General features: G+C 65.2%; 27 protein-coding genes. 16 read left to right on the forward strand and 11 right to left on the reverse strand.

The features are described from left to right. Positions 1 to 18 precede the first annotated feature (18 nt). Positions 19 to 267, forward strand: coding sequence for a plasmid stabilization protein (locus tag AC1DYU_RS03325; protein WP_158486147.1), 249 nt, complete (start codon positions 19 to 21; stop codon positions 265 to 267). Beyond that, entirely contained in the window at positions 264 to 677 is a 414-nt protein-coding gene (locus AC1DYU_RS03330) for a type II toxin-antitoxin system VapC family toxin (RefSeq protein WP_158486148.1), read from the forward strand. The genes AC1DYU_RS03325 and AC1DYU_RS03330 overlap by 4 nt, the downstream gene beginning before the upstream one ends. A 65-nt stretch (positions 678 to 742) precedes the next feature. On the opposite strand, the gene rplI is transcribed toward AC1DYU_RS03330, so the two are convergent. The 4 genes from rplI to rpsF all read right to left on the reverse strand — a co-directional run bounded on the left by rplI (position 743) and on the right by rpsF (position 3,245). Continuing rightward, complete coding sequence (gene rplI, locus AC1DYU_RS03335; RefSeq protein ID WP_476790394.1) at positions 743 to 1,306, reverse strand: 50S ribosomal protein L9; 564 nt, start codon at positions 1,304 to 1,306, stop codon at positions 743 to 745. Between the two features lie 90 nt (positions 1,307 to 1,396). Beyond that, positions 1,397 to 2,353, reverse strand: a complete 957-nt coding sequence (locus AC1DYU_RS03340; RefSeq protein ID WP_476790395.1) for a DUF2232 domain-containing protein — start codon at positions 2,351 to 2,353, stop codon at positions 1,397 to 1,399. 172 nt (positions 2,354 to 2,525) lie between these two features. Next, complete coding sequence (gene rpsR, locus AC1DYU_RS03345) at positions 2,526 to 2,771, reverse strand: 30S ribosomal protein S18 (RefSeq protein WP_038367644.1); 246 nt, start codon at positions 2,769 to 2,771, stop codon at positions 2,526 to 2,528. A 3-nt stretch (positions 2,772 to 2,774) separates the two neighbouring features. After that, on the reverse strand, positions 2,775 to 3,245 hold the full coding sequence (gene rpsF, locus AC1DYU_RS03350) for a 30S ribosomal protein S6 (RefSeq protein ID WP_476790396.1): 471 nt from the start codon (positions 3,243 to 3,245) through the stop codon (positions 2,775 to 2,777). Between the two features lie 346 nt (positions 3,246 to 3,591). On the opposite strand from rpsF, the gene fabD reads away from it, so the two are divergent. From fabD to gmk, 7 genes are all read left to right on the forward strand, one after another. Further along, the gene (gene fabD / locus AC1DYU_RS03355) at positions 3,592 to 4,554 is read left to right on the forward strand and encodes an ACP S-malonyltransferase (RefSeq protein ID WP_476790397.1); all 963 of its coding nucleotides are present in this window, start codon (positions 3,592 to 3,594) and stop codon (positions 4,552 to 4,554) included. Positions 4,555 to 4,600: 46 nt separating this feature from the next. Next, positions 4,601 to 5,338 (forward strand): 3-oxoacyl-[acyl-carrier-protein] reductase, encoded by a 738-nt coding sequence (gene fabG, locus AC1DYU_RS03360; protein WP_158486153.1) that lies wholly within the window; start codon positions 4,601 to 4,603, stop codon positions 5,336 to 5,338. 257 nt (positions 5,339 to 5,595) lie between these two features. Beyond that, the gene (locus tag AC1DYU_RS03365) at positions 5,596 to 5,829 is read left to right on the forward strand and encodes an acyl carrier protein (protein ID WP_054207921.1); all 234 of its coding nucleotides are present in this window, start codon (positions 5,596 to 5,598) and stop codon (positions 5,827 to 5,829) included. 57 nt (positions 5,830 to 5,886) lie between these two features. Then, positions 5,887 to 7,158, forward strand: a complete 1,272-nt coding sequence (fabF, locus tag AC1DYU_RS03370; protein WP_158486286.1) for a beta-ketoacyl-ACP synthase II — start codon at positions 5,887 to 5,889, stop codon at positions 7,156 to 7,158. A 201-nt stretch (positions 7,159 to 7,359) separates the two neighbouring features. Continuing rightward, positions 7,360 to 8,742: an endolytic transglycosylase MltG gene (gene mltG, locus AC1DYU_RS03375; RefSeq protein WP_476790398.1), complete on the forward strand. Its 1,383-nt coding sequence runs from the start codon at positions 7,360 to 7,362 to the stop codon at positions 8,740 to 8,742. Positions 8,743 to 8,862: 120 nt separating this feature from the next. Continuing rightward, complete coding sequence (locus tag AC1DYU_RS03380) at positions 8,863 to 9,744, forward strand: YicC/YloC family endoribonuclease (RefSeq protein ID WP_476790399.1); 882 nt, start codon at positions 8,863 to 8,865, stop codon at positions 9,742 to 9,744. Positions 9,745 to 9,750: 6 nt separating this feature from the next. Next, positions 9,751 to 10,404, forward strand: coding sequence for a guanylate kinase (gmk, locus tag AC1DYU_RS03385; RefSeq protein WP_158486156.1), 654 nt, complete (start codon positions 9,751 to 9,753; stop codon positions 10,402 to 10,404). A gap of 14 nt (positions 10,405 to 10,418) precedes the next feature. Here gmk and AC1DYU_RS03390 read toward each other — a convergent pair whose 3' ends face one another. From AC1DYU_RS03390 to lptF, 6 genes are all read right to left on the reverse strand, one after another. Beyond that, positions 10,419 to 11,408: a Bug family tripartite tricarboxylate transporter substrate binding protein gene (locus AC1DYU_RS03390; RefSeq protein WP_476790400.1), complete on the reverse strand. Its 990-nt coding sequence runs from the start codon at positions 11,406 to 11,408 to the stop codon at positions 10,419 to 10,421. 57 nt (positions 11,409 to 11,465) lie between these two features. After that, on the reverse strand, positions 11,466 to 12,314 hold the full coding sequence (rsmA, locus tag AC1DYU_RS03395; RefSeq protein ID WP_476790401.1) for a 16S rRNA (adenine(1518)-N(6)/adenine(1519)-N(6))-dimethyltransferase RsmA: 849 nt from the start codon (positions 12,312 to 12,314) through the stop codon (positions 11,466 to 11,468). After that, positions 12,311 to 13,342, reverse strand: a complete 1,032-nt coding sequence (gene pdxA / locus AC1DYU_RS03400) for a 4-hydroxythreonine-4-phosphate dehydrogenase PdxA (protein ID WP_476790402.1) — start codon at positions 13,340 to 13,342, stop codon at positions 12,311 to 12,313. Before pdxA ends, rsmA begins: the two co-directional genes overlap by 4 nt. Positions 13,343 to 13,403: 61 nt before the next feature. After that, positions 13,404 to 15,944 carry an LPS-assembly protein LptD gene (locus AC1DYU_RS03405; RefSeq protein ID WP_476790403.1) on the reverse strand — a complete coding sequence of 847 codons (2,541 nt, stop codon included), beginning with the start codon at positions 15,942 to 15,944 and terminating at the stop codon, positions 13,404 to 13,406. Between the two features lie 57 nt (positions 15,945 to 16,001). Beyond that, positions 16,002 to 17,090, reverse strand: a complete 1,089-nt coding sequence (gene lptG, locus AC1DYU_RS03410) for an LPS export ABC transporter permease LptG (protein WP_476790404.1) — start codon at positions 17,088 to 17,090, stop codon at positions 16,002 to 16,004. Continuing rightward, positions 17,090 to 18,283, reverse strand: coding sequence for an LPS export ABC transporter permease LptF (gene lptF / locus AC1DYU_RS03415; protein ID WP_476790405.1), 1,194 nt, complete (start codon positions 18,281 to 18,283; stop codon positions 17,090 to 17,092). The genes lptG and lptF overlap by 1 nt, the downstream gene beginning before the upstream one ends. Before the next feature lie 160 nt (positions 18,284 to 18,443). Between lptF and AC1DYU_RS03420 the strand changes: the two genes are divergently transcribed. Genes AC1DYU_RS03420 through AC1DYU_RS03445 form a run of 6 tightly spaced genes read left to right on the forward strand, consistent with a single transcriptional unit; the run spans position 18,444 to position 22,411 of the window. Further along, entirely contained in the window at positions 18,444 to 19,937 is a 1,494-nt protein-coding gene (locus AC1DYU_RS03420) for a leucyl aminopeptidase (RefSeq protein ID WP_476790406.1), read from the forward strand. Positions 19,938 to 19,942: 5 nt separating this feature from the next. After that, on the forward strand, positions 19,943 to 20,704 hold the full coding sequence (locus tag AC1DYU_RS03425; protein ID WP_476790407.1) for a hypothetical protein: 762 nt from the start codon (positions 19,943 to 19,945) through the stop codon (positions 20,702 to 20,704). Beyond that, the gene (locus AC1DYU_RS03430; protein WP_476790408.1) at positions 20,697 to 21,149 is read left to right on the forward strand and encodes a DNA polymerase III subunit chi; all 453 of its coding nucleotides are present in this window, start codon (positions 20,697 to 20,699) and stop codon (positions 21,147 to 21,149) included. The genes AC1DYU_RS03425 and AC1DYU_RS03430 overlap by 8 nt, the downstream gene beginning before the upstream one ends. Next, entirely contained in the window at positions 21,146 to 21,559 is a 414-nt protein-coding gene (locus AC1DYU_RS03435) for a hypothetical protein (RefSeq protein ID WP_476790409.1), read from the forward strand. Before AC1DYU_RS03430 ends, AC1DYU_RS03435 begins: the two co-directional genes overlap by 4 nt. Further along, positions 21,556 to 21,822, forward strand: coding sequence for a hypothetical protein (locus tag AC1DYU_RS03440; RefSeq protein ID WP_476790410.1), 267 nt, complete (start codon positions 21,556 to 21,558; stop codon positions 21,820 to 21,822). The genes AC1DYU_RS03435 and AC1DYU_RS03440 overlap by 4 nt, the downstream gene beginning before the upstream one ends. Next, positions 21,800 to 22,411: a DUF2314 domain-containing protein gene (locus tag AC1DYU_RS03445; RefSeq protein WP_476790411.1), complete on the forward strand. Its 612-nt coding sequence runs from the start codon at positions 21,800 to 21,802 to the stop codon at positions 22,409 to 22,411. Before AC1DYU_RS03440 ends, AC1DYU_RS03445 begins: the two co-directional genes overlap by 23 nt. 6 nt (positions 22,412 to 22,417) lie before the next feature. Here AC1DYU_RS03445 and AC1DYU_RS03450 read toward each other — a convergent pair whose 3' ends face one another. Beyond that, positions 22,418 to 24,301 (reverse strand): ABC-F family ATP-binding cassette domain-containing protein, encoded by a 1,884-nt coding sequence (locus AC1DYU_RS03450; protein ID WP_476790412.1) that lies wholly within the window; start codon positions 24,299 to 24,301, stop codon positions 22,418 to 22,420. Positions 24,302 to 24,452: 151 nt separating this feature from the next. Between AC1DYU_RS03450 and AC1DYU_RS03455 the strand changes: the two genes are divergently transcribed. After that, on the forward strand, positions 24,453 to 24,575 hold the full coding sequence (locus tag AC1DYU_RS03455; protein WP_476790413.1) for a hypothetical protein: 123 nt from the start codon (positions 24,453 to 24,455) through the stop codon (positions 24,573 to 24,575). The last annotated feature ends 23 nt before the right edge of the window (positions 24,576 to 24,598 follow it).

The following is a 24,598-nucleotide window of genomic DNA, read 5'->3' on the forward strand; positions in this document are numbered from 1 at the left end:
CCTCTGGAGGTACCGCGCATGGCCGAACCGCAATTATCCGTCCGCAGCGCGCGAGCCCGCGACATTGCGCATCGACTTGCCCAACGCGAGAAGCGTACGGTCGCCCAGATCGTCGAGCGGGCGCTTGAGCGTTATGAGGCGAGCGAGGCCGCGCGGGAGCCAGCGGCTGAATTCTATGCGCGGATGCGGGCGGATCCCGGCGACGACATCGATCTGATGGAAGTCATCAACGAGGCGCGCAAACCGCACACCGGTATCGATCTGTGATTTTCATCGACACCAATGTCGTGTCGGAGACCATGCGCAGCGAGCCGAATCCGCATGTGAATGCTTGGCTCCAACGGCATGATCGCGAACTCGCCCTTTCGACCGTCGTCTTGGCCGAGATCGCGTTTGGCATCGAACGCATACGCCCGGAACAGCGCGCAAACCGCTTCGAACAGAAATTGCAGGAGTTGAGGCGGCGGTTCGCTGGTCGCTTCTTCACGCTGAACGACGACGCGGCGCTTGCCTATGGCGAACTCATGGGGCGAGCGATGCGTGAGGGCATCGTCATCTCGATCGCCGACGGCATGATCGCGGCGATTGCGCGGGTCAATGGCGGGCGTCTCGCCACGCGAAACATCAAGGATTTTAGATCGACTGGCCTCGAACTGATCGATCCTTGGGCCATTTGAGCCCATGAAAAAAGGCGCCGCGATCGCTCGCGACGCCTTTGGCTGTGACGGGCTTAAGCCTGGTCTCAGCGATCGTCCTCGCCGGCGTCCGCCAGCGCCGCGCCGATCTCGAGGCCGAGATCGTCGAGGTCGAACTCCTCGCGGGCCGTGACGTTCTCGCCGCGCACCTGGCGCTCGGCTTCCTGGGCCGAGCGGGCGACGTTGACCGTCACCGTGACCGAGACTTCCGGATGCAGCACGACCGGAACGGTGTGCAGGCCGAGGGTCTTGATCGGGGCGTTCAGCGTGACCTGGCTGCGGGCGACGTTGAAGCCGTCTGTGGTCAGGGATTCGGCGATGTCACGGGTCGAGACCGAGCCGTAGAGCACACCGGATTCGCCCGACTGGCGCAGGATCACGATCGAGTGGCCGTTGAGCGTCTCGGCGACCGACTCGGCCTCGGACCTCAGCTCAAGATTGCGGGTCTCGAGCTCGATCTTCTGGCCCTCGAAGCGCTTCTTGTTTTCCTCGGTGGCGCGCAGCGCCTTGCCGCGGGCGAGCAGGTAGTTGCGGCCGAAACCGTCGCGGACGCGGACAACTTCGCCCATCTGGCCGAGCTTGGCGACGCGTTCAAGCAGGATCACTTCCATGGTCTTCTTCTCCTTTTGAGATCGGTTGGTGTGTCTTCAGGTCTTGGTGGTCGAAAGGTCTTGGTGGTCGAAGTCGGTGGGTGTTCGAAATCAGGTGGAAGGCGGTGGCGGCGGCCCGGCCCGCTTGCGCAGGCCGAAAAGGCTGTCGAGGATGCCGGCGAGCGCCAGCAGCGGCGTCAGCACGGCCTGCATCACGACGAGCGCGACATAGACGCTGACCAGCATCGGCGTGCGCCAGGCCTGGCCGCGCGAGAGGTCGTGCAGCATGGCAAGACCGGTGAACATGAAGGTGGCGAGCAGGGCGCCGACCAGGGCGACGCCTGCCAGCCCGACGAAACCGTCGAGCGCGGCGGTCGCGAGGCCCGCCACCAGCAGCACAACCGCCTGGCGTGGCAATGCCGTCGACGGGATGAAAGGCCAGGGGCGCGGCAGGCGGCCCGACAACCGCACGGTCTTCGCGGCGAGCCAGAGATTGGCGGTGATGGTGGTGACGATCGATGCCCCGATGCCAAGCGGAACGGCCCGCACCAGCAACGGTGTCACATTCGCCGCGAGTTCGGCCTGCGTCGTGCCCGGGGGCAAGCTGATCATCCTGCTGCGGACCATTTCGGCCAGCAGGTTCTCGACGATCCGGGCGATGACCGAGCGATAGGCCTCGTAATCGGTGGTCATCACCAGCGCGCTGGCGACTGTCGCCATCGCAGCGGTCGCGGCGATCCAGACCATCAGGTTGCCGAGCGGATACCACTCGGCATTTCCCGTGCCGTCGGTCCGCGCCAGCAGTGCGAGATAGGCGATCCACCAAGCCGGCAGCGCGATGATGAGGGCAAAGGCGATCCCGGCCGGCAGGCTGAGCGCGATGGCCACGGCGATCGCGCCGGCACCCACGGCAAACAGCCCGGCGCGGTGGTTCCAGCCCAGCGCGGCGATGAAGATCGGCAGGGGAGCGGCTGAATACAACAGCACGGCCAGCGGCGATCCGGTGATCACCACTGAGAAGAGCAGGGCCGCAACGAGGCCCGCGCCGATGCCGACAATCGGTATCATCTTCGTCCTGCTGTCCCGCTGCTCCCGGGCCTGATGGCCGGGCAGGGTGAGAGGCTTGGGCCTCAACGAACCCGATGGAGTTTCACCACAGGGCGACTGGTGGAATTCAGGCGGTAGAATTTAGGCAAGTCCCCGGCGGCGATCGCTCGCCGCCGGGGACTTTCGAATCCGCTCAGCGGATGACGTAGGGCAGCAGGCCGAGGAAGCGGGCGCGCTTGATCGCCTGGGCGAGCTCGCGCTGCTTCTTGGCGGAGACCGCCGTGATGCGCGACGGCACGATCTTGCCGCGCTCGGAGATGTAGCGCGAGAGCAGGCGCACATCCTTGTAGTCGATCTTCGGAGCGCCCTCACCCGAGAAGGGGCAGGACTTGCGGCGGCGGAAGAAGGGGCGGCGTGCGCCAGCAGATGCAGTCGACATGGATCAGGCCTCCGCGCCGGTTGTGGTTTCGGTGCCTTCGTCGTCGCGACGCGGGCGGTCGCGGCGCGGGCCACGATCGCCGCCACGGTCGAAGCGGTCACCGCCGCCGGGCCGGTCGAAGCGGTCGCCCCGATCGCCACGATCATCGCGGTCGCGCTTCTGGAGCATGGCCGACTGGCCTTCCTCAAGCTCTTCGACGCGGATGGTGAGGAAGCGCAGCACGTCCTCGTTGATGCGCATCTGGCGCTCCATCTCCAGCACGGCGGCGGAGGGGGCGTTGATGTTCAGCAGCGAATAATGCGCCTTGCGGTTCTTCTTGATGCGATAGCCCAGCGACTTGACGCCCCAGTACTCGACCTTGGGGACCGAGCCGCCATTCGCCTCGATGATGCCCTTGAACGTCTCGACAAGAGTCTCGACCTGCTGCGCGCTGACGTCTTGTCGCGCGAGCAGAACATGCTCGTACAATGCCATGGTTGGCCTTCCTTGTTTCACCCTGTTTCGCTCGGCGCGGAGCCCTCCGAGCCCTGGATAGGCCCGACAGGATTTCATCGAAGGCGGAGACACGGGATGACGGCTCCATGTAAAGGAGCCTGCGGAGCGATCTCGAAGAGGGTGAGGACGCACTGCCATCCGTTCAGCCTCCGGCCGAACAAACAGGAGCCGGTCGTTACAGGCTAAGGGTCGGCCATGCAACCAAAATCCGTAAAGGCGCGCCGTTTCGGCCGCTGAAATCTCGCCTCGACGCTTGACTTGATGTCCAAGGCAGTGTGACAGCCCCGTGAATTCGCTCAAAACGTTTGAATTCGAGGCTTGCCGAATGACGACCGCGTTCCTCTTTCCCGGCCAGGGCTCCCAGGCCGTCGGCATGGGCAAGGCCCTGGCCGAGAGCTTCCCGGCCGCCAAGGCCGTCTTCGACGAGGTCGATGCGGCGCTGTCGCAGAAGCTCTCCACCGTGATGTGGCAGGGGCCGGGCGAGGAGCTGACGCTGACCAGCAATGCCCAGCCGGCCCTGATGGCGGTCAGTCTCGCGGTGATCCGCGTGCTCGAATCGGAAGCCGGGCTCGACCTGAAGCGTGATGTGGCCTTTGTTGCCGGGCATTCGCTCGGCGAATATTCGGCGCTCGCCGCTGCCGGCACCTTCAGCATCACGGACGCCGCTCGGCTGCTGCGCATCCGCGGCGACGCCATGCAGAAGGCTGTGCCGGCAGGCGAGGGCGCCATGGCGGCCCTGCTCGGGGCGGAACTCGATCTGGCGCGCGCGATCGCGGCCGACGCGGCGCAGGGCCAGGTCTGCGAGGTGGCCAACGACAATGGCGGCGGGCAGGTGGTGCTGTCGGGCGCCAAGGCCGCTATCGACCGCGCCATCTTACTAGCGGGCGAGCGCGGCGTCAGGCGCGCCATGCTTCTGCCGGTTTCGGCGCCTTTCCATTGCACGCTGATGCAGCCGGCGGCGGAGGCCATGCAGGCCGCGCTGGCGCAGGTCGCGATGCGGGCGCCCGTCGTGGCGGTGATGGCCAATGTCGGCGCAGCCCCGCTTAGCGATCCCGACGCCATCCGCGCCTCGCTGGTGGCGCAGGTGACGGGCACGGTGCGCTGGCGCGAATGCGTCGAGGCGATGGCTGCGGCCGGCGTGACCCGCTTCGTCGAGGCCGGCAGCGGCAAGGTGCTGGCCGGACTGGTCAAGCGCATCGCGGCTGGCGCCACGCCGATCTCGGTCGGAACGGCCGACGACATTGCGGGTTACAAAGCCTCGGCAGGTTACACGGCCTTGGACAGGTAAGAACCCGGAACGGGTCAAAGACGGCGAATGCCGAAAGGGAGAGACGATGCTTGATTTGACGGGCAAGAAGGCCCTGGTCACCGGTGCGACCGGCGGCCTCGGCGGCGCGATCGCGCGCATGCTCCACGGGCAGGGCGCAACCGTCGCTCTCTCCGGTACCCGTGCCGAGGCCCTGGAGGCATTGGCTGCTGAACTCGGCGAACGGGTGGTGATCGCGCCCTGCAATCTCGCAGACAAGGATTCGGTCGAAGCGCTCGTGCCCGCAGCCGAGGAGAAGCTCGGCGGTCTCGATATTCTTGTGAACAATGCCGGTGTGACCAAGGACAATCTCTTCCTGCGTCTGAAGGACGAGGACTGGGACGCCGTCATCGCGGTCAATTTGACGGCGGCCTTCCGGCTGTCGCGTGCTGCGGTGAAGTCGATGATGCGCCGGCGCTATGGCCGCATCATCTCGATCGGCTCCGTGGTCGGCACCACCGGCAATCCCGGGCAGGGCAACTATGCCGCCTCGAAAGCCGGGCTGATCGGCATGTCGAAGGCGCTCGCCGCCGAAGTCGCCAGCCGCAACATCACGGTGAATGTGGTTGCGCCGGGCTTCATCGAGTCACCGATGACTCAGGCGCTGAACGACAAGCAGCGCGAGGGCATTCTCTCCGACGTGCCGATGGGGCGTCTCGGCGTCGGCGCCGACGTTGCGGCCGCGGTTGCCTACCTCGCCAGCACGGAGGCCGCTTATGTGACGGGGCAGACCCTTCACGTCAACGGCGGAATGACAATGATCTGAAGGAGTTGAGAGCGTTTCTAAACAAAGTTTATCGACCGCGCGACGCTCTCGCCAGCCACCATCGGGTGTGTTAACTAGCGCCGTCGCGCAGCGATGCAGGGTTCGGGGGACTTGACGCGAACCCGGTTGTTGCGTTTGTGCAGGCTTCGAGTTCCGACCCGTCGACACCGTTTCGGTGAGGTGGGATTCAGGAGTGAACGTCCCCATATGCGACGCGATCCAGCGTTGCGTGTTTTCAATCTGCAAGGAAAAGACCCATGAGCGATGTCGCCGAGCGCGTGAAGAAGATCGTGGTCGAGCATCTCGGCGTCGAGCCTGAGAAGGTCGTGGATGGCGCCAATTTCATCGAGGATCTCGGGGCGGACAGCCTCGATACGGTCGAGCTCGTGATGGCGTTCGAGGAAGAGTTCGGCGTCGAGATCCCCGACGACGCCGCTGAGACGATCGTGACCGTCGGCGACGCCGTCAAGTTCCTGTCGAAGACCGCCTGATCGACCTTTTGGGTCGGTTGGCCGCAGCAGAGCGCCATGGCTTCACATAGTCTCCCGATGCGACGCGTCGTCGTGACCGGTCTGGGCATGGTGACTCCGCTCGCCTGCGGCGTCGAACAGACCTGGTCGCGTATTCTTGCCGGCGCCAGTGGCGCCGGCCCCATCACCAGCTTCGACTGCAGTGATCTGCCGGCGCGCATCGCCTGCAACATCGCGCGTGGTGACGGCAGCGACGGCACCTTCAATCCGGACGACTGGATGGAGCCGAAGGAGCAGCGCAAGGTCGATGACTTCATCGTCTTCGCGATGGCCGCCGCCCGGCAGGCTCTGACTGACGCCAACTGGAAACCCGAAAGCTACGAGGACCAGATCGCGACCGGTGTCGCCATCGGTTCCGGCATCGGCGGCCTCGGCGGTATCTACGAGGCCTCGATCCTGCTGAAGGAACGCGGCCCGCGCCGCCTCTCGCCCTTCTTCATTCCGGGCCGGCTGAGCAACCTCGCGGCGGGTTATGTCTCGATCGAGCATGGCCTGAAGGGCCCCAATCATTCGGTGGTGACAGCCTGCTCGACCGGCGCGCACGCGATAGGCGACGCCTCGCGCATGATCGCGCTGGGCGATGCCGACGTCATGCTGGCAGGCGGCGCCGAATCGGCGATCAACCGGCTCGGCATCGCCGGCTTCTGCGCCTGCCGCGCCTTGTCCACGGATTTCAACGACACGCCCGAGAAGGCCTCGCGCCCCTATGACAAGGACCGCGACGGCTTCGTCATGGGCGAGGGCGCCGGCGTCGTCGTTCTCGAGGAGCTCGAACACGCTCTGGCGCGCGGAGCACGCATCTATGCCGAGGTCGTCGGCTATGGCATGTCGGGCGATGCCTATCACATCACCTCGCCGGCCGAGGATGGCGACGGCGCCTATCGCTGCATGTCGATGGCTCTGAACCGGGCCGGCATCGCTGCGTCCGAGCTCGATTACATCAACGCGCACGGCACCTCGACGCAGCTCGGCGACGAGATCGAACTGCGTGCCGCCGAGCGGCTGCTCGCCAATGCACCGAGAAAGCCTGCGATGTCGTCGACCAAATCGGCGACCGGCCATCTGCTCGGAGCCGCCGGTGCGGTCGAGGCGATCTTCGCGATTCTCGCGATGCGCGACCAGATCGCGCCGCCGACGATCAATCTCGACAACCCCTCTGTCGAGACCGATCTCGATCTCGTGCCGCATGTCGCGCGCAAGCGGAAGATCGACGTCGTCCTGTCGAACTCCTTCGGCTTCGGCGGCACGAACGCCTCGCTGGTGATGCGGCGCTATGCCGACGGCGCCTAAACAGCTCAAGGCAGCGCGCTTTCGCCATAATGTTCATTAGAGTGCGCTGCTCCTGCGGCAGCGCGAATTTCGCTTTCACAGGCGGCGTGAATCCGGTTCTAATGCCTCGACCATCTGCCGAGTGCCCCCGGTTCACGGTTCTGTCCGTCTGGCCCCGTCGTTGCGTGCCGTGATGATGTCCGAAGTGCGAGCGCTATAGCTGTGAACCATTCGCCCCGCGTCGCCCCCAAAAGCCCCAGCGAGGCGTTGAAGCCGGTCGCGCCGCCGGCGCCGCCGCCCAAGGCGCGCCGCCGCAGGCGCAGTCCTTTCATCGCGATGATGAGCGGGTTGTTCACGGCCGTGCTGGTTGTCGCAGGGCTGGCCGGCGCGGGCATCGCCATGGTCGGCAGCCAGAGCCGCGCGCCTGGCCCGCTGACGGCCGATCGCGTCCTGATCATTCCCAAGGACAGCGGACTGACCGAGATCGCCGATCTGCTGCAGCGCGAGGGCATGATCGAGCATCCCTGGGCGTTCCGGATTTCGGCTCTGGTCAGCGGCAACTGGACCAAGCTCAAGGCCGGCGAATATTTGTTCAAGGCGCGCGTCAGCCAGGCCGACATCCTCGACATCATCGCAGACGGCAAGGTGGTCGAGCATTCGATCACGGTGCCCGAGGGGCTGACCAGCGAACAGATCGTGGCGCGTCTGCGCGAGAACGAACTGCTGACCGGCGATATTATCCAGGTGCCGCGTGAGGGCTCGATCCTGCCGGACACCTATCGCATCCCGCGTGGCTTCAGCCGGCAGGCGATCATCGATCGCATGGCGCGGGACCAGCGCGCCGTGCTGGCCCGTGTCTGGGAGCGCAAGCCCGCCGACCTGCCGATCAAGACACCCCAGGAACTGGTCGTGCTGGCTTCCATCGTCGAGAAGGAGACCGGCCGCGCCGACGAGCGGCCGCGTGTCGCGGGTGTCTTCATCAACCGGCTGAATCGCAAGATGAAGCTCCAGTCCGATCCGACGATCGTCTACGGCATCGTTGGCGGCAAGGGCACGCTTGGCCGCTCGATCCAGCGCACCGAGATCACCCAGGCGACGCCCTACAACACCTATGTCATCGACGGCCTGCCGCCGGGCCCGATCGCCAATCCAGGCCGCGCGGCCATGGAGGCGGTGGTCAACCATTCGCGCACGAAGGACCTCTATTTCGTCGCCGACGGCAGCGGCGGCCATGCCTTCGCCGAGACGCTTGAACAGCACAACCGCAATGTCGGCCGCTGGCGCCAGATCGAGGCGGTTCGGCGCGAGCCTGGCAAGCCGCCGTCGGAAGCCTCCGTTGACAAGGTCGAGCCGCCGCCGGCTCCCGACACGCGCAGCGAGGCTCCGGCCCAGCAGCCTGCTGAGGGCGAGGCCATCGAGACCTGGCCGACTCCGGGCAATCGCCGTGCCGGCGCGCCCGCAACCCAGCAGGGAGCAAGTCTGGCCGGCGGCGCCGGCACCCGCGCGCGCGCCTTCGATGCCTCGGAGGGGACGGCGCGCGACCCGCTGCTGAACAAGACCTTCGATTTGAACTCCCCCAAGCAGATTCCCGCGCTTCGGCCCTGACGATCCTGACGCTGGCGGTCTGCCATCCCCATCTTCCTGCGGCAGCGCGGGCTCGTGCGCTTGCTCCCCGATGCCCCCGCCACTACGGTCCCGCCGCGTTGAGGCGGAGACTAGGACACCATGGCCATCGAGAGCATGACGGGCTTCGCCCGTGCGGCCGGGACCGTGGGCATCCACGCCTGGGCTTGGGAGATTCGTAGCGTCAACGGCCGCGGGCTCGATATCCGCGTGCGCGTGCCGCCGGGTTTCGAGGTCCTGGCCGAGGCCGCGCGCAAGCGCCTGACCGGCGCCTTCGCGCGCGGCACGCTCCACGTCAATCTCCAGATCACCAGCGACGCCGGGCCCCCGCGCCCGCGCATCAACGAGACCGCGCTGGCGGGGCTGCTGCAGGCGATCGCCCGCCTGCCGGCCTCCGACAGCGTGCGTCCGCCCTCCTATGACGGGCTGCTCGGCATTCGCGGCGTGATCGAACTCGCCGAGGAAAGCGAGGACGCCCTGACCGTAATCGAGGCGCCGGTGCTGGCCGGGCTCGAGGCGGTCGTGCTTGGATTGAAAGAGGCCCGCGGCAGCGAGGGTCGTGCGCTCGAGACTGTCCTCTCCGGCCATCTGGAGGCCATCGCCCGGCTGACGACGCAGGCCGAGCAGCATCCGGCCCGCAGCGTCGATGCCATCCGCGAGCGCATCGCCGCACAGGTCGGAGCGCTGCTGGAGGCAAGCCAGGCGCTGGATCCGCAGCGCCTGCATCAGGAGGCGGCGCTACTGGCGGTGAAGGCCGACATCCGCGAGGAGATCGACCGGCTGCACGCTCATGTCGCTGCGCTGCGCCTGCTGCTGGAGCAGGGCGGGCCGATCGGTCGCAAACTCGATTTCCTGTCGCAGGAATTCGGCCGCGAGGCCTCGACGCTCTGTGCCAAGGCCGGCGATGCCGGCCTGTCCCGGATCGGGCTCGAATTGCGGACCGTCGTCGACCAGATGCGCGAACAGGTCCAGAATGTGGAGTGAGTGCTGATGGCCGATGTCCTGCGCCCGGCCCGTCGCGGGCTGATCATGATCATGTCCTCGCCCTCGGGCGCGGGGAAATCGACGCTGACGCGGACGCTGTCGAAGTCGGCGAGCGAGACCAATCTCGACCTGTCGATTTCCGTGACGACGCGCGCCAAGCGCCCCTCCGAAATCGAGGGCGTGCATTACCATTTCATCGATCGCGCCAGCTTCGACGAGATGCGCGAGCGCGACGAACTGCTCGAATGGGCTGAGGTCCATGGCAATGGTTACGGCACGCCGCGCAAGCCCGTCGAGGCGTCGTTGAAGGCGGGCCGCGACGTGCTCTTCGACATCGACTGGCAGGGCACGCAGCAGATTCTGGAGCGTGCCCGCGAGGACGTGGTCACGATCTTCATCCTGCCGCCCTCGATGGCGGAGCTGCGCTCGCGTCTGGTGCGCCGCGCCGAGGATGCGCCCGATGTCATCGCCAAGCGCCTCGCCAATGCCCGCGAGGAGATCGCGCGCTGGACGGTCTATGACTACGTCATCGTCAATGACGATCTGGAGAAGGCCTATGAGGCCGTCCGCTCGATTCTGGCGGCGGAGCGGCTCAAGCGCAGCCGTGCGGTCGGCCTCAACGAATTCGTCGAGCGGCTGCTGACCGAGACGCTCCCGTAACGGCGTATCGCGCCTCAGTTCGGCTGGATACCGGCATCCCGCACGAGCTTCGACCAGCGTGCCGTATCGGTCGCAATGACGGCGGCCAGTTCGGATGGTGAATTGCCGATCGGTGTGGCTCCCTGCGCTGCCATCGCCGCCGCGACGTCGTACGCTCGGACAGCCTGCGCCACGGCCTCGTTGAGCCGGGCGACGATCGGCGCGGGCGTCCCTGCAGGCGCCATCAGCGCATACCAGGATACCGCCTCGAAACCGGGCAGGGCGAGCGCCTCCGCAATTGTGGGCAGATCCGGCATCACCGCGCTGCGCTCGCTGCTGGCCAAGCCCAGCGCGCGCAGCTGCCCTCCGTCGATCAGGGGCTTGGCGGTCGAGAGCTGCGCCACGATCAGATCGACATCGCCACGCATGACATCGGTCAGCGCCGGCGCCACGCCCCGATAGGGCACATGCGTCATGCCGAAGCCGGCCGAGCGCGCGAGCAGTTCCGCCGCGAGATGGGCGAGGCTGCCGGCCCCCGGCGACGCATAGGTCAGCGTGTCCTTGCCGGCGCGCCCGCGTGCGACGAGGTCCTGCAGCGAGGAGATCGGCGACGAGGCCGAGACGACGAGCACGTTCTCGACGCTCGCGATCTGTGTCACCGGCGCGAAGTCCTTGACCGGATCATAGGGCAGGTTGGCAAAGAGCGCCGGGTTCACGGCGGCATTGCCGACCGGCATCAGCGCCAGCGTATGGCCGTCGGGCTCGGCCCTGGCGACGGCTGCCATCGCCGTATTGCCCTGCGCTCCAACGCGGTTTTCGACGGTCACGCCCTGGCCCCAGCGCTGCGTGAGCTTTTCCGCCACGATCCGGGCGAGCGCGTCGGGAGCGCCGCCAGCCGCGAAACCGACGATGATCCTGATCGGCTTGCTCGGGAAATCGGCGTTCTGCCCTGTGGCAGGCGAGACCATTGCCGCTACGGCGATGCAGAGGCAGGCATTCAGCAGCAGCGTCGTGATGCGCAGCATGGGGCAGCTCTCTTCGAATGTCGGCGGCGCGCCCGCGCGGGCGCAATCGCGAGCCGCTCAGGTATGTTCCGACAGGGTGTTCGCCAGACGCACAAAGCCTGCCACGGGGATCTCTTCCGCGCGTGCGGTCGGCACCAGCCCGGCAGCCTCGATCCATGCGCCAGGCTCCGCCAGCACGGCCTTCAAGCTCTGCCGCAGCATCTTGCGGCGCTGGCCGAAGGCCGCGAGCGTAATGCGTTCGAGCAGGCGCCGGTCGCAAGGCTCGGGGTTCTGGCGCGGCAGGAGCTGTACCACAGCCGAGGTGATCTTGGGCGGCGGCACGAAGGCGGTGCGGGGAACGTCGAACAGGATCTTCGTCTCGCAGCGCCAGTTGCAGAGAACCGCGAGCCGGCCGTAATCGGCCCGCTGCTCCGGCGTCGCCACGATCCGCTCGGCGACCTCGCGCTGGAACATCAGGGTTAGCGACGTCCACCACGGCGGCCAGGGATCGAGGTTGAGCCAGCCGACCAGCAGCGGCGTCCCAATATTATAGGGCAGGTTGGCGATGATCCGGGCCTTGCCGCCGTCGAGACGGCTCGACAGATCGACCGCCAACGCGTCGCCATCGACGATATCGAGACGGCCGGGATAATGCGCCGCGATCTCCTCCAGCGCCGGCAGGCAGCGCCGGTCGCGCTCGATCGCGATGACACGGGCGGCGCCATTCGCCAGCAGCGCTCGCGTCAGTCCGCCCGGTCCAGGACCGATCTCGACGACGGTCTCGCCTTCAAGCGCCCCAGCGGAGCGCGCGATCCGGGAGGTCAGGTTGAGGTCGTAGAGGAAGTTCTGGCCCAGCGACTTCTGCGCCATCAGCCCATGATGCTCGACGACCTCGCGCAGAGGCGGGAGCGAATCGATCTGGCTCATGAGGCTGTCTGTTCGTGCTGCGCCACCATCCGCGCCGCGAGCTTCAGGGCGGCGATCAGGCTGTCTGGCCTAGCGATGCCCTTGCCTGCAATATCGAAGGCTGTGCCGTGGTCCGGCGAGGTGCGGATGAAGGGCAGGCCCAGCGTGACGTTGACGCCCTCGTCGAAGGCGATCGTCTTGATCGGGATCAGCGCCTGGTCGTGATACATCGCGAGTGCCGCGTCATAGCCGGACCTTGCCCGCGCGTGAAACATCGTATCGGCCGGATAGGGCCCGCTGGCATCGATGCCGAGTGCACGCAAAGCCTCGACCGCGGGTGCAACCACGTCTGCATCCTCTTGTCCCAGCGCGCCGCTCTCGCCGGCATGCGGATTGAGCCCGCTGAGCGCGAGGCGCGGCGCCGCGATGCCGAAGCTGCGCGTCAGTGCCCGGGCCACGATCGCGCCGGTCTCGACGATCAGTTCCGTCGTCAGCAAATCCGGTACGCTGCGCAGCGGCACATGGATCGTCACCGGCACGACGGCGAGTTCGGCACACCACAGCATCATCACCGGGAGCGGCGGCGTGCCGCCATCGGCGGCGAGATAAGCGAGATATTCGGTGTGGCCGGGATGGGCAAAGCCCGCCGCATAGAGCACGGACTTTGCGATCGGATTGGTAACGACAGCGCCCGCCTTGCCCTGTCGCACAGCGGTAACAGCGCGCGAAATCGACGCGATGGTCCCGGCCGCCGTGGCCGGGTCGGGCCGTCCGGGCTCGGTGGCGACCGCCTCATCGAGTGGGATCACCGGCAGGGCACCGGGGAAGTGGCTGCCGACCTCGTCCCAGTCGCAGGCGACCAGCGGCACGTTGAGACCAAGCCGCTGTGACAGCCTTGCCAGATGGTCGATATCGGCGATGCAGGCGAATATGGGCAGATCGAGCGCCTGCCGGCGCTGCCAGGCGAGCAGCGCGAGTTCGGGCCCGATGCCGGCCGGATCGCCCTGCGTCAGGGCGAGCGGCGCTAGAGCCTTTGGAGCTAAGGGCATTCCCGCCTCCGCGCGCATGGGGCTGTTCCTGTCACCCATCGCGCGGCTGCCGTTCTTCGGATCAGCGGCTGGAGGTCACGCCGTCGCCAACGGACGAGGTGTCGAGATTCTGCGAATAGCTGAGCTCGCCAAGCGTCCGCAATTCAAGGCGTAGCATCACCGTGCGCGTGTCCTTGGTCGTGCCCGACTGCCGGTCAGCGTAGCTCTGCGAGTAGCTGACGTCGAAGACCGTGCACTCATCCGTGTAGTTGATTCCAAACGAGGTCGAAGCCGTCTGGAACAGGCCGCCATTGGCGTATTTCGGCATCGCGATCGTCGATGGCGATGCCATCCAGGCGGTGTACTGGGTACGGAACACCTCGCGATCATATTTGTACTTGTCGAGGTCGAACAGCACGCCCGCGCGCAGGCGCCAGTTGCTGGTCACGCCGACCGAGCCGTTCAGCGAAAGACCTTCACGGCGGCGGAAGATTCCGAGGTTGGGCTGAGGCTCATAGCGCCCATAGCCAATCGAGGTCGTCAGGACGCTCGTCGCATAGGTCGCAGCCGCATCGATGCGCTGCGTCTCGAAGGTGGTCGAGTTCAGCCGTGTAGCGCCGGTGAAGAACAGCCCTGTGAAAGGCGAAATCTGCGCCCGGGCGACGATGTCCGACTTGTCCGTCTCCAGCCCCGAATCGAGCCCGGTGTTGACGAGATCGCCGGTTGCGAACGAATTGCGTCCGCCGAGTTGATAGGACTGGCCGAGCAGCATGTTGGCGAAGGCATTTGCGCCGAAACGCCCGGTATAGAGCGCGCCGACATTGGCACGCGTGCCGCCTTCCACGCGGTCATAGCCGGAGAACTTGCCGCTCCACTCGAACAGGTTGTTGGCGTCGAAGACAAGGCTTTGCGCATCCTCGTTGGCAACGCGAAGGCTGTTGGTCTCGTTGGGGCGCGCCACGATCTGCGCCACCGGCTCGATGATATGCGTGCCCCATGATGTCTTGGCGACGAAGGGGTAGCGATACATCAGGCCGATCGCCGGCATCGCGCGGCCGAAGACCTCGTCGGAGGTGTCCGCGATCGTCCGGACATTGGCGTTCGGATAGCCCGTCGTGTCCGGATTGACCGAGAAGATGTCGGCACGCACCGAGGCGTAAGGCGTCCAGACCTGGCCGATCGGATCGATGAAGTTGCGCCGCCAGGAGACCTCGGCAGTGGCTCGCGCGACATTGCCGGCAAGCCCGCGGATCAGGCAGGTGCTCTTCTGGTAGACCGCGCAGCCGTCATAGAGCTGATAGGTCGGCGTCGTGCTCAGGTTGTTGATCAGATAGGCGGATTGCTGCGGCAGTTGCTGGAACGCCGCCGCGTCGCGCGTCAGATAGGTGACGTTGGCGTTGAAGGTCAGTTCGCCGCCGAGGAAGCTCGGCTTGTGAATGCGCTTGTTGTAGTCGATCACCGGCAGAACGACCGGCTGCTGCTTCTGCCAGTCCACCGACGTCAGCGGCTGGAAGTAGTAACCGCGCATGTCGAACCAGGCGGTCGCGCTCTGGCCGTTCAGATAGGCGGTCGAGATCGACTCCTGAAGATAGGTCGTCGCGCTCAGGCTCTCGTTGAGGATGCGGTAGTTCTTGTAGAACCAGCGATCCGTCGACATCGACGCGTTCCAGCCGAACGACCAGCGCGGATTGATGAAGAACTTGCCGTTGGTCTCCAGCGAGCCGCGGAAGTCATCGTCTCCGGCGCCGAGCGGTGCCGCCAGGAACGCTTCCTTCTCCTGCTGGAAGATGCCCGAGGCGCGGACCGTGTAGGAGCCGTTCATCAGGCGGTGGCGCCATTCGACCTGGCCGAGCACGCCCTGCCGGGTCAGATAGGTCGGCGTGACCGTCACGTCGTAGTTCGGCGCCAGATTGATGAAATAGGGCACGCCGACGCCGAAGCCGAGCGGCCCGGTATTGATGAACTTCGGCGACAGGAAGCCAGACTTCCGCTTCACCGTCGAATCCGGCCCGGACATGTAGGGGATATAGGCCATCGGCACGCCCAGGAATTCGAGGCGCGCCTCCTCGTAATAGATCGTCTGCTCGGCCTTCTTGTGGATGATCCGCGCCGAGCGGACCTGCCAGAGCGGCGGCCTCTCGGGGTTATCCTTGCAGGGCTCGCAGGCCGTGTAGATGCCCTTCTCGAAGATGAAGGTCTCGCCATCCGTGCGCTCGGCGCGCGGTGCGCTGAAGCGCGTCTTGTCCGGGTTCACGACGCGCAGCGAATCGATGAAGCCGTCGCGGAAATCATCGGTCAGGTTGAAGCGGTCGCCGGTGATGACGGTGCCGTTCGACTCGGTGATGCGGGCATTGCCGGTGGCGACGACGCGCTTGCCGGCCTGGTCGTAGGTGACCTTGTCGGCCTCGATCGTGCGGCCCTGATAGAGAATCTGCACGTCGCCGACCGCCGACACGGTCTTCTTGTCGTTGTCGTAGACGAGTTCGCGGGCATCGACGACCATCCGCTCCTGCGGCTTGGCGGCGGGAGTTGCGGAAGGCGTCTGTGCGGAAGCGGTCCCGGCGAAAGCCAGGACATAGGCAAGGCTCGAGGCGAGGGCGGTCGCCGCGGCAAAACGAGCCATGCGTGTCACGCCCGGAAGCATACGCTCAATCCTAAATTAACCATAGGCACAGTACGATTACCCGTCTTCCTGATGGAGGAGGGCCAGAGCACCCAGCATCGCTCCAATGGTTGCCGGCAGCCACGCCGCGATCATTGGATTAACGATGCCAGATGAGCCGAGCTCCTCCGACAGCTGCGTCGCAACATAGAGCATGAAGCCTGCAGCGACACCACCTATCACCAGTTTGGTCACCCCACCAAACCTGAAAAATCTTAAGGAAACGGATGCTGCCACGAGCACCATGGCGACGAGCAGAAGCGGCCGCGCCATGAGCGACTGGTAGCGCAATTCGTATCGGGTGGTATCGAGGCCGGCGCGCTGGGTCCGGTCGATCACGGCCGGCATCGCCCAGAACCCGACGGCCTCGGGCGGTGTGAAGCTCTGCCGCACCTGTTCGGGCTCCAGCGTCGTTGCGAACAGATAGCTCTTGTAGGTCTGTGGCTCTTCCATGGCGGAGACGACACGGGCATCCGCCAGCTCCCAGTAGCCGCGATGGAGCACGGCCTGCCTGGCATCGATTCGTTCGCTGAAGCCGCCGCCCGCCGAGAAGCTGAAGATCGCGACCTGCGACAGACCGTTGCCGTCGGGCAGCGATCCGGCCGCCCGGATGATCGCCTGCCCGTCGACGCTGCGCTGCCGCAGCCAGATGTCGGGGGCTGCGCTCGACTGGGCGGCGCGCACGAACAGCCTTGTCTCGAGCGCGGTCGCCTTGCGCTTCAGCTCGGCTGCGACGGGGTTGTAGACCAGGATCGAGATCAGGCCGATCACGCCGGCGACCAACGCCGCCGGCTGCAGAAACTGCCAGGCCGAGACGCCGACGGAGCGGGCGACGACCAGTTCGAGCTTCCGGCTCAGCGTCAGCAAAGCGAACATGCCGCCAAACAGCACGGCGAAGGGGAAGATCTGCTCGGCCACGCTTGGCACGCGAAACAGCGCGAGCTGCACGATCAGCGGTGTCGTCGCCGCCGGCGAATCGCCAGCCCGCCGCATCAGCTCGACGAAATCGAGCGTCCCGATCAGGAAGAAGAAGGTGCCGAACACGCCCAGGATCGAGCGCGCGAACTGCTTCGTCAGATAGCGTCCGAAGGTCGAGGTCAGCAGCATCAGGCGCGCCTGAACCGCGCCGTGAGCCCGGCGAAGGGCACGAGCAGCGGCGCCGTGATCCGCGACAGGAACGGCCTCAGGCGCTGGCCGTACAGGATGACAGCGGTGGCGCAGAAGATGGCGACGACCGGCAGGATATAGAGCAGCACCGCGGCAAAGGGCGACCGGACGCTCGCCGTCCAGGCCATATAGGCGCCGATTCGGGTCGTGGCGACGATCAGGATCGCAGCCTGGATCGCGAAGGCACGGCCCTGGCGGGTGGTGCGCGCCTCGCCGATGCAGGCAAACGCGATCAGCATGAAGGCCATCGGATAGAGCGGCGCCGAGAGGCGGTTGTGCAGCTCCGCCCGGAACCGGCCTTCCTGATATTTGTAGTAGTTTTCGTTCGGATCCTGGTTGAGAAGCTGCCAGGTCGAGCGTTCCCGAGGCTTGTAGACGACCTTGTCGCCATCGCCTTCTCCAGCCCCGCCTGTCGGGTCGCCCGACAGCGCCGAGAGGTTCAGCGCATAGCGCTCGAACGAGATGATCGAGGTCGTCTCCGTGTTCTTGGTTTCGCGCTGGATCGTACCCTTCTCCAGCATCAGGAAGCTGTTGCCGTCGACGTCGACGGTGCGGCCGCGTTCGGCGATGTAGATCGAGGGCTGGTTCGGGTCGCGCCGGTCCTGCATGAAGATGCCAACCAGCGCATCGCCGGAACGCTCCCGGTAATGGAAGGTGATGCCGGAATCGAGTGAGACGAACTGGCCCTCCTTGACGACATTGGCGACGAAGTCGGCACGGATCAGCGTGATCAGGTCGCGCAGCATCCGGAATCCGCTCGGCATCACCGACAGCGACATCCAGCCCACCAGGAGCGAGACCGCGATCGTCAGCACGATGAACGGCCTGGTGATGCGATGCGGCGCCACGCCGGCCGCGTTCATCACGATCAGCTCGGAATCGCCGTTCAGGCGATTCAGCGTGTAGAGCGTCGCCATGAACAGCGCGACCGGCGCGATGCCGGCAATCAGCGCCGGCAAAGAGAGCAGCGTCACGGTGAAGAAGATCGCCACCGTCTGGCCCTTGCCGGTGATCAGATCGACCTCGCGCAGCGCCTGCGTGACCCAGATCACGCTCGTCAGTCCGATCAGCAGGACGATCGACGCGATCGTCGCCATCTTCAGGATATAGCGGTCGAGACGCTGCAGCAGCACGCTAGAGGCTTCCGTATGGGCAGCGGAGGATAGGCCCTGCGCTGGTGGTTCGCGGAAATGACCCTATGGTATAGGCGCAATCAAGGCGCAAACGGGAATCGTTTGCGGCCGTCTCGTTTCGCCCCGTCCAAAGCCCATTTCGCAACATCGTGAGCCGATCATGTCGCAGCGCCTGAAGCTCGAGATCAAAGCCCTCAACGCCATAGGGGGGCAGGATCTCGTGATCCTGGTGTCCGATACGCTGGCGCCGCCCAAGGCCGCCGAGGACTGGCTCGGCGAGGGCGCTCACGGCCTGCTCGCACGCGCGGCTGCGGCCGAGCGCTTCAAGGGCAAGGCGCTGTCGGGTCTGGCGCTGCTGGCGCCTGACGGCGCCGGCTATGAGCGCCTGATCGCTGTCGGCGTCGGTCCCGAGGACGAGCGCGGCACGCTCGATTTCGCCAAGCTCGGCGGCGCCATCGCGGGCCGCCTTGGTCATGGCCGCAGCGTCGATGTGATCCTGGCGTTGCCGGAGGGACCGCTCAGTGCCGACCATGCCGCCGAGATCGCGCTCGGCATGCGGCTGCGGGCCTATGTCTTCGACCAGTACAAGACCAAGAGCAAAAAGCCGGAGGAGGCCGAGCCGATCACGGTGACGCTGCGCGCTGGCGATCCTTCGCTCGTCAAGAAGGCGCTGAAGGCGCGCGACGCGGTGGCGGCCGGCGTCGAACTCGCGCGCAACCTCGTCAACGAACCGCCCAACGTCCTCTTTCCGGAGGAGTTCGCCGACCGGGCCGCAAAGCTCGAGAAGCTCGGCGTCGAGGTCGAGATTCTCGACGAGAAGCAGCTTAGGAAGATCGGCATGCGCGCGCTTCTCGCCGTCGGCCAGGGCTCGCGTCGCGAAAGCCGCGTCGCGATCATGCGCTGGAACGGTGCCAAGGGCAGCGTCCAGCCGGTCGCTTTCGTCGGTAAGGGCGTGACCTTCGACTCGGGCGGCATCTCGCTGAAGCCCGGCGGCGGCATGGAGGACATGAAGGGCGACATGGCGGGCGCGGCCTGCGTCGTCGGCCTGATGCATGCGCTCGCGGCCCGCAAGGCCAAGGTCAACGCCATCGGCATCATCGGCCTCGTCGAGAACATGCCCGACGGCAACGCCCAGCGACCGGGCGACATCGTCACCTCGCTATCGGGCCAGACCATCGAGATCATCAACACCGACGCGGAAGGGCGGCTCGTTCTGGCCGACGTGCTCTGGTACACGCAGGAGCAGTTCAAGCCGCAGTTCATGATCAACCTGGCGACGCTGACCGGCGCGATCTTGGTCGCGCTGGCGCAGGAACATGCCGGCCTGTTCTCCAACAGCGACGAACTCGCCGAACGGCTGTCGGCTGCCGGTAAGGCGACCGGCGAGACCGTCTGGCGCATGCCGCTCGGCAAGGCCTACGACAAGATGATCGATTCGAAGTTCGCCGACATGAAGAACGCCGCCGGCCGCCATGGCGGCTCGATCACCGCGGCCCAGTTCCTGCAGCGCCATGTCAACGACACGCCCTGGGTGCATCTCGACATCGCCGGAACCGGCATGGGCTCGCCGAATTCCGAGACCAATCGGTCCTGGGGCTCGGGCTGGGGCGTGCGCCTGCTCGACCGGCTGGTCGCGGAACATTACGAGGGTTGAATCAAATGAGCGAAGATTTCCGATCAAAGGTATCATCGCTTGTTAAACCCACGGCAGCGGTTACGCCATTAGTTGTGGTGTTAGGTTTTATCGTTCTCGTTGAGGTTGTTGTAACCGTTGGTCTTATTGGAACTAGCGGTGACGTTCAGTTAAATTTATCGCGTTTTATTGTATTATTCCCCTGTTTGATAGCATTGGCATTCTTCTCTATTTTGGTATTTAAGCCGACTGCATTTTATGGGCCGAGCGAATACCGAGATGCGGATACTATGAGAGCGTTTCACGAGCTTATGACAACGCGGCGCGGCACTGTTACCGAGGCTTTTAATCGAATCAAAGTTGATGTCGAACGTAAGATCGACGATAAAATCAACAATGCAGATGGTAATAAAAATTTAGATGTCGCTTCATTGAAGATTTTGATGGGAAGTATTATCAAAGATTCAATTTCGGATAATGGATTTAATCTTCAGATTCCCTTGGCGGACGGATCTTTGGCAGAGGAAGTGATTATTTATAAGGATAGCGGTCAGTTTCAATATTTTCTTGATGAGATTTATTATGCTGTCGCCAATCATCGGCCAATTCAAGCATACACCTATGGAATTGATTGGATTCTATGTGATGCTTCGAATGAAAAGCGAATTTTCCCTCTAGAGAGAAAGTTGCTTTCGAAGGGTGCCCCATCAGGTGATAGTCGAATACTGTCGGAAATCGGAATAAAATCGGGTATGACTCTTAAAGTTAAATTTCTTAACTATGACTGAAATCCTCTTCTTCCACCTCCAGTCGCGCCCGCTCGAACAGGTGCTGCCGACGATCCTCGACCGCGCCCTGTCGCGCGGCCAGAAGGTCGTGGTGGAGGTGTCGAGCCAGGAGCGGCTGAGCGCTGTCGACGACCATCTCTGGAGCTATTCGGACGAGAGCTTCCTGCCCCATGTCACGGCGATGGAAGCCGATGCGGCGACCAATCCTGTGGTTCTGACGACGCATGCCCATAACCCCAACGCAGCGCAGGTCCGCATCTGCGCCGAGGGTGTCCGCATTCCCGACGCAATGGCCGATTACGAGCGCGTCGTTCTGATATTCGACGGTGACGACCCCGACGCGCTGACCGCCGCGCGCGAGGATTGGAAGAAGGCCAGGGCCTCGGGCCTTGCCGCCAGCTATTGGCAGCAGGACGAGACCGGCCGCTGGGAGAAAAAAGCGTGAGATTGTCTGTTTTGCTGCTCTGCGCCGCCACGCTCGGCGGGTGCGCCGTCGATATGGGCGGATTCTCCTTCACCTCCGACCGCCGCGACGACAAGCCGGCCTCGTCGACGGCAGCGGTCACGACAGGGACCATCGTCGCCCGCGCCGCGCCGCAGGAAAGCCTGACGGCCGAGGGCGAATGCAGCGCGGAAGCGCCCGCTGGCCGCCCGCTGCCGCCCTCGATCGCGGAGGGCATCACCGAATGCGAACTGGTGAAGCTCAAGGGAGCTAAGCCCACCGATGTGCTGATCGGCGAGAGCGGCAAGGGCCAGCGCGAGACGCAGGTGCTCTACGCCGAGCCCGGCGGCCGCGAGATCTACATGTTCACCGACAACCGGCTGAGCCGGATCGTGAAGCCGGGGCAGGGGTGAGCGTCGAGCCGCATTCGGAAGCACTGCTCGAGCCCGACGAACAACTCGTCCTGTTCGAGTTGCTGCAGCGTTGGATTGGTGAGGAACGCGGCGCGTCGATCCGTGCCGCCATCATCGACGACGCCGAGTTATGGGCGCTCAATACCTTGAACGGCGAACTTGAGCGGCTTCTCGCGGCGCCGTTCGAAAGCAGCTACGTCCCGCTCCTTGAGGCTGCGCGCGGCAGACTTCGTGCCAAGAATGGCGGGCAATGGCCGCGGTAGTCGGCGCGTTCATGTTCGCGCCGGCTTCTCGTGGCTGAGCGGCTGCGCTATCCACGTGTTGAAGGACGAGCAGCCGAGGCTGATCGTTCAGCTGGAGCGGAGACGATGGATGGTTTGCGGCAGATCGTTTGCCTTTATCGTGCTGCTAGGTCTCGCGTCGCCGCTGGCGCCGATGCCGGCGCAGGCACAGGTCGTCACGCTGCGGGCTTCCGATCCTGACATGAAGGCTGCCGTCGCGGCTGCACGGCGCACACTGCCCGTCTTTCTGGCGGCGTACCGCAACCGGCGGGGCAGCAGCTACGGCGTCAGGATTCCGATACGGGATTCGCGGGGTTTGGTCGAAAACATCTGGATGGATGTCGATACCATCGAGGGCGACACCTTCACCGGCACGATCGGTAACACGCCCGCTAACCTGCCGCATCTGCGTCTCGGCAGCCCATATCGGGCGAAACGCGGCATCGTGAACGACTGGTCCTATAACATCGGACAGACGATCCATGGCAGCTATACGACGCGCGTGGGGCTGAAATATCTACCCCAAGACCAAGCCGATATTCTCCGGGCCGCGCTGGCGCCGCTGCCCTGAAGGGCGTCAAGCGCTCTCCAGCTCCGAACTCAGCTCCAGCCACTCCTCCTCCGCCGCCTCCAGCGTCTTCGCCAGCACGGCGCGCTGCTTCGACAACTCGCGCGCCTTGTTGGGATCGCGGGCGAAGGCCGAGCCGTTGCCGAGCACGCCATCGACCTTCTCGATCAACCCGGTCAGCTTGGCGATCTTGGCCTCCGCCAGGTTGAGCTTCTGACGTAGCGGGCCCTGCGCGCTGCGCTTGACTGCGGCGCCCTTGCGCTCTTCCGCCTTGCCCGCAGGGGCAGCCGTTTCAGCCGCAGCCGCTGCCTTCTCGCGCCTGGCTGCCTTGGCACCGCCGAGCACGAGGCTGCGATAATCTTCCATGTCGCCGTCGAAGTTCTTCACCGTGCCGTCGCCGACGATCCAGAGCCGGTCGGCGCAGGATTCGATCAGGAAGCGGTCATGGCTGACCAGGATGACGGCGCCGGGATAATCGTTGATCGCGTTAACCAGCGCCGTGCGGCTGTCGATGTCGAGATGGTTCGTCGGTTCGTCGAGGATCAGCAGATGCGGCCCGCCGAACGCGGCCAGCCCTAGCATGAGCCGGGCCTTTTCGCCGCCCGAGAGGTTCTTGACCGGCGTCTCGGCCTTGGCCGCGGGGAAGCCGATCTGCGCCGCCTTGGAGCGCACCTTGGCCTCGGGCGCGTCGGGCATCAGGTCGCGCAGATGCGCCACCGGCGTATCCTCCAGCCGCAATTCGTCGAGCTGGTGCTGGGCAAAATAGGCGGTCTCCAGCTTCGAGGATTTCCGCATCGTCCCCGTCAGCGGCGCCATGCGCCCGCCGATCAGCTTGCAGAAGGTCGATTTGCCGTTGCCGTTCGAGCCGAGCAGGGCGATCCGGTCGTCGGGCAGAAGCGTCAGGTTCAGCTTCGACAAAACCGTGCGGTCGCCATAGCCGGCGCTGGCGTTGTCGAGCACGATCATCGGTGGTGCCAGCGGCCGCTCGGGGCCGGGTAGGCTGAAGGGCTGCACGTCGCGGTCGACGATGCTCGCGATCGATTCCATCTTCTCCAGCCGCTTGACGCGCGACTGCGCCTGGCGCGCCTTCGAGGCCTTGGCCTTGAAGCGGTCGACGAAGGCCTGGAGGTGCTTGCGCTCGGCGTCCTGCTTTTCCTTCGCCTTGGAGAGCTGCATCTGCTTCTCGGCGCGCTGCCGGGCGAAGGAGGTGTAGCCGCCGCGATAGATCGTCAGCTTGCCGCCATCCAGATGCAGGATGTGGTCGACGCAGGTGTCGAGCAGTTCGCGATCATGGCTGACCACAAGCACGGTATGCGGATAGCGCTCGAGATAATCGTAGAGCCAGAGCGTGCCTTCGAGATCGAGATAGTTGGTCGGCTCGTCGAGCAGCAGCAGGTCGGGCTCGGAGAACAGCACGGCTGCCAGCGCGACGCGCATGCGCCAGCCGCCGGAGAAGTCCGAGCAGGGGCGCTGCTGCGCCGCCTCGTCGAAGCCGAGCCCATGCAGCACCGTTGCGGCCCGCGCCGGGGCGGAATGGGCGTTGATGTCGGCGAGCCTTGTCTCGATCTCGGCGATGCGGTGCGGGTCGGTCGCGGTCTCCGATTCCGCGATCAGCGCGGCGCGCTCGGTATCGGCAGCGAGCACGACCTCGATCAGCGTCTCCGGCCCGCCCGGAGCCTCCTGCGCCACGCCGCCGATGCGCCGCCCCTTGGGCAGGCTGATCGTGCCGCCCTCGGGCGAGAGATCGCCGGTGATCATCCGGAACAGCGTCGTCTTGCCGGTGCCGTTGCGGCCGACGAGGCCGACGCGCGACCCGTCCGGCAGCGAGGCGCTGGCGTGGTCGAGCAGCAATCGGTCGCCGAGACGGTAGGTGATATCGTTGATCGTGAGCATGGCCGGGGTTTTGGCTTGAAGCCGGGCCGAACGCAATCGCGAAAACCGCTGGAAACACGGGCCATGTTTTGGACACGATCCCGCCTTTTCGCGGCCGGGAGGCGCGCTCACGCAGAGTAAGACAAGAACTTCCTGATTCGACGGGGACGTCATGCTGTTTGATCTGAATGCATCTGGCCGGCGCCGCCGCTCGATGGCGGCTTCGATGCTGGTCCTGCTCTCGGTCGCCGTCGCAAGTGTCGCCGCGCTGGCTGTCGTGGTGCCCTTGTCCTGATCTGAGAGCTTCAATCAAATTTA

Source organism: Allobosea sp. P2_B12 (genome assembly GCF_056404835.1).

Coding starts and splice junctions, on each gene's coding strand:
- fabG (WP_158486153.1), top strand. CDS start 4,601: ATGCTTGATTTGACGGGCAAGAAGGCCCTGGTCACCGGTGCGACCGGC.
- AC1DYU_RS03445 (WP_476790411.1), top strand. CDS start 21,800: ATGGCGGGCAATGGCCGCGGTAGTCGGCGCGTTCATGTTCGCGCCGGC.
- rplI (WP_476790394.1), bottom strand. CDS start 1,306: ATGGAAGTGATCCTGCTTGAACGCGTCGCCAAGCTCGGCCAGATGGGC.
- pdxA (WP_476790402.1), bottom strand. CDS start 13,342: ATGCCCTTAGCTCCAAAGGCTCTAGCGCCGCTCGCCCTGACGCAGGGC.
- AC1DYU_RS03430 (WP_476790408.1), top strand. CDS start 20,697: ATGACTGAAATCCTCTTCTTCCACCTCCAGTCGCGCCCGCTCGAACAG.
- rsmA (WP_476790401.1), bottom strand. CDS start 12,314: ATGAGCCAGATCGATTCGCTCCCGCCTCTGCGCGAGGTCGTCGAGCAT.
- rpsF (WP_476790396.1), bottom strand. CDS start 3,245: ATGGCATTGTACGAGCATGTTCTGCTCGCGCGACAAGACGTCAGCGCG.
- AC1DYU_RS03455 (WP_476790413.1), top strand. CDS start 24,453: ATGCTGTTTGATCTGAATGCATCTGGCCGGCGCCGCCGCTCGATGGCG.
- AC1DYU_RS03325 (WP_158486147.1), top strand. CDS start 19: ATGGCCGAACCGCAATTATCCGTCCGCAGCGCGCGAGCCCGCGACATT.
- AC1DYU_RS03420 (WP_476790406.1), top strand. CDS start 18,444: ATGTCGCAGCGCCTGAAGCTCGAGATCAAAGCCCTCAACGCCATAGGG.
- AC1DYU_RS03390 (WP_476790400.1), bottom strand. CDS start 11,408: ATGCTGCGCATCACGACGCTGCTGCTGAATGCCTGCCTCTGCATCGCC.
- AC1DYU_RS03450 (WP_476790412.1), bottom strand. CDS start 24,301: ATGCTCACGATCAACGATATCACCTACCGTCTCGGCGACCGATTGCTG.
- AC1DYU_RS03365 (WP_054207921.1), top strand. CDS start 5,596: ATGAGCGATGTCGCCGAGCGCGTGAAGAAGATCGTGGTCGAGCATCTC.
- lptG (WP_476790404.1), bottom strand. CDS start 17,090: ATGCTGCTGACCTCGACCTTCGGACGCTATCTGACGAAGCAGTTCGCG.
- fabF (WP_158486286.1), top strand. CDS start 5,887: ATGCGACGCGTCGTCGTGACCGGTCTGGGCATGGTGACTCCGCTCGCC.
- fabD (WP_476790397.1), top strand. CDS start 3,592: ATGACGACCGCGTTCCTCTTTCCCGGCCAGGGCTCCCAGGCCGTCGGC.
- AC1DYU_RS03405 (WP_476790403.1), bottom strand. CDS start 15,944: ATGGCTCGTTTTGCCGCGGCGACCGCCCTCGCCTCGAGCCTTGCCTAT.
- gmk (WP_158486156.1), top strand. CDS start 9,751: ATGGCCGATGTCCTGCGCCCGGCCCGTCGCGGGCTGATCATGATCATG.
- AC1DYU_RS03425 (WP_476790407.1), top strand. CDS start 19,943: ATGAGCGAAGATTTCCGATCAAAGGTATCATCGCTTGTTAAACCCACG.
- AC1DYU_RS03340 (WP_476790395.1), bottom strand. CDS start 2,353: ATGATACCGATTGTCGGCATCGGCGCGGGCCTCGTTGCGGCCCTGCTC.
- AC1DYU_RS03380 (WP_476790399.1), top strand. CDS start 8,863: ATGGCCATCGAGAGCATGACGGGCTTCGCCCGTGCGGCCGGGACCGTG.
- rpsR (WP_038367644.1), bottom strand. CDS start 2,771: ATGTCGACTGCATCTGCTGGCGCACGCCGCCCCTTCTTCCGCCGCCGC.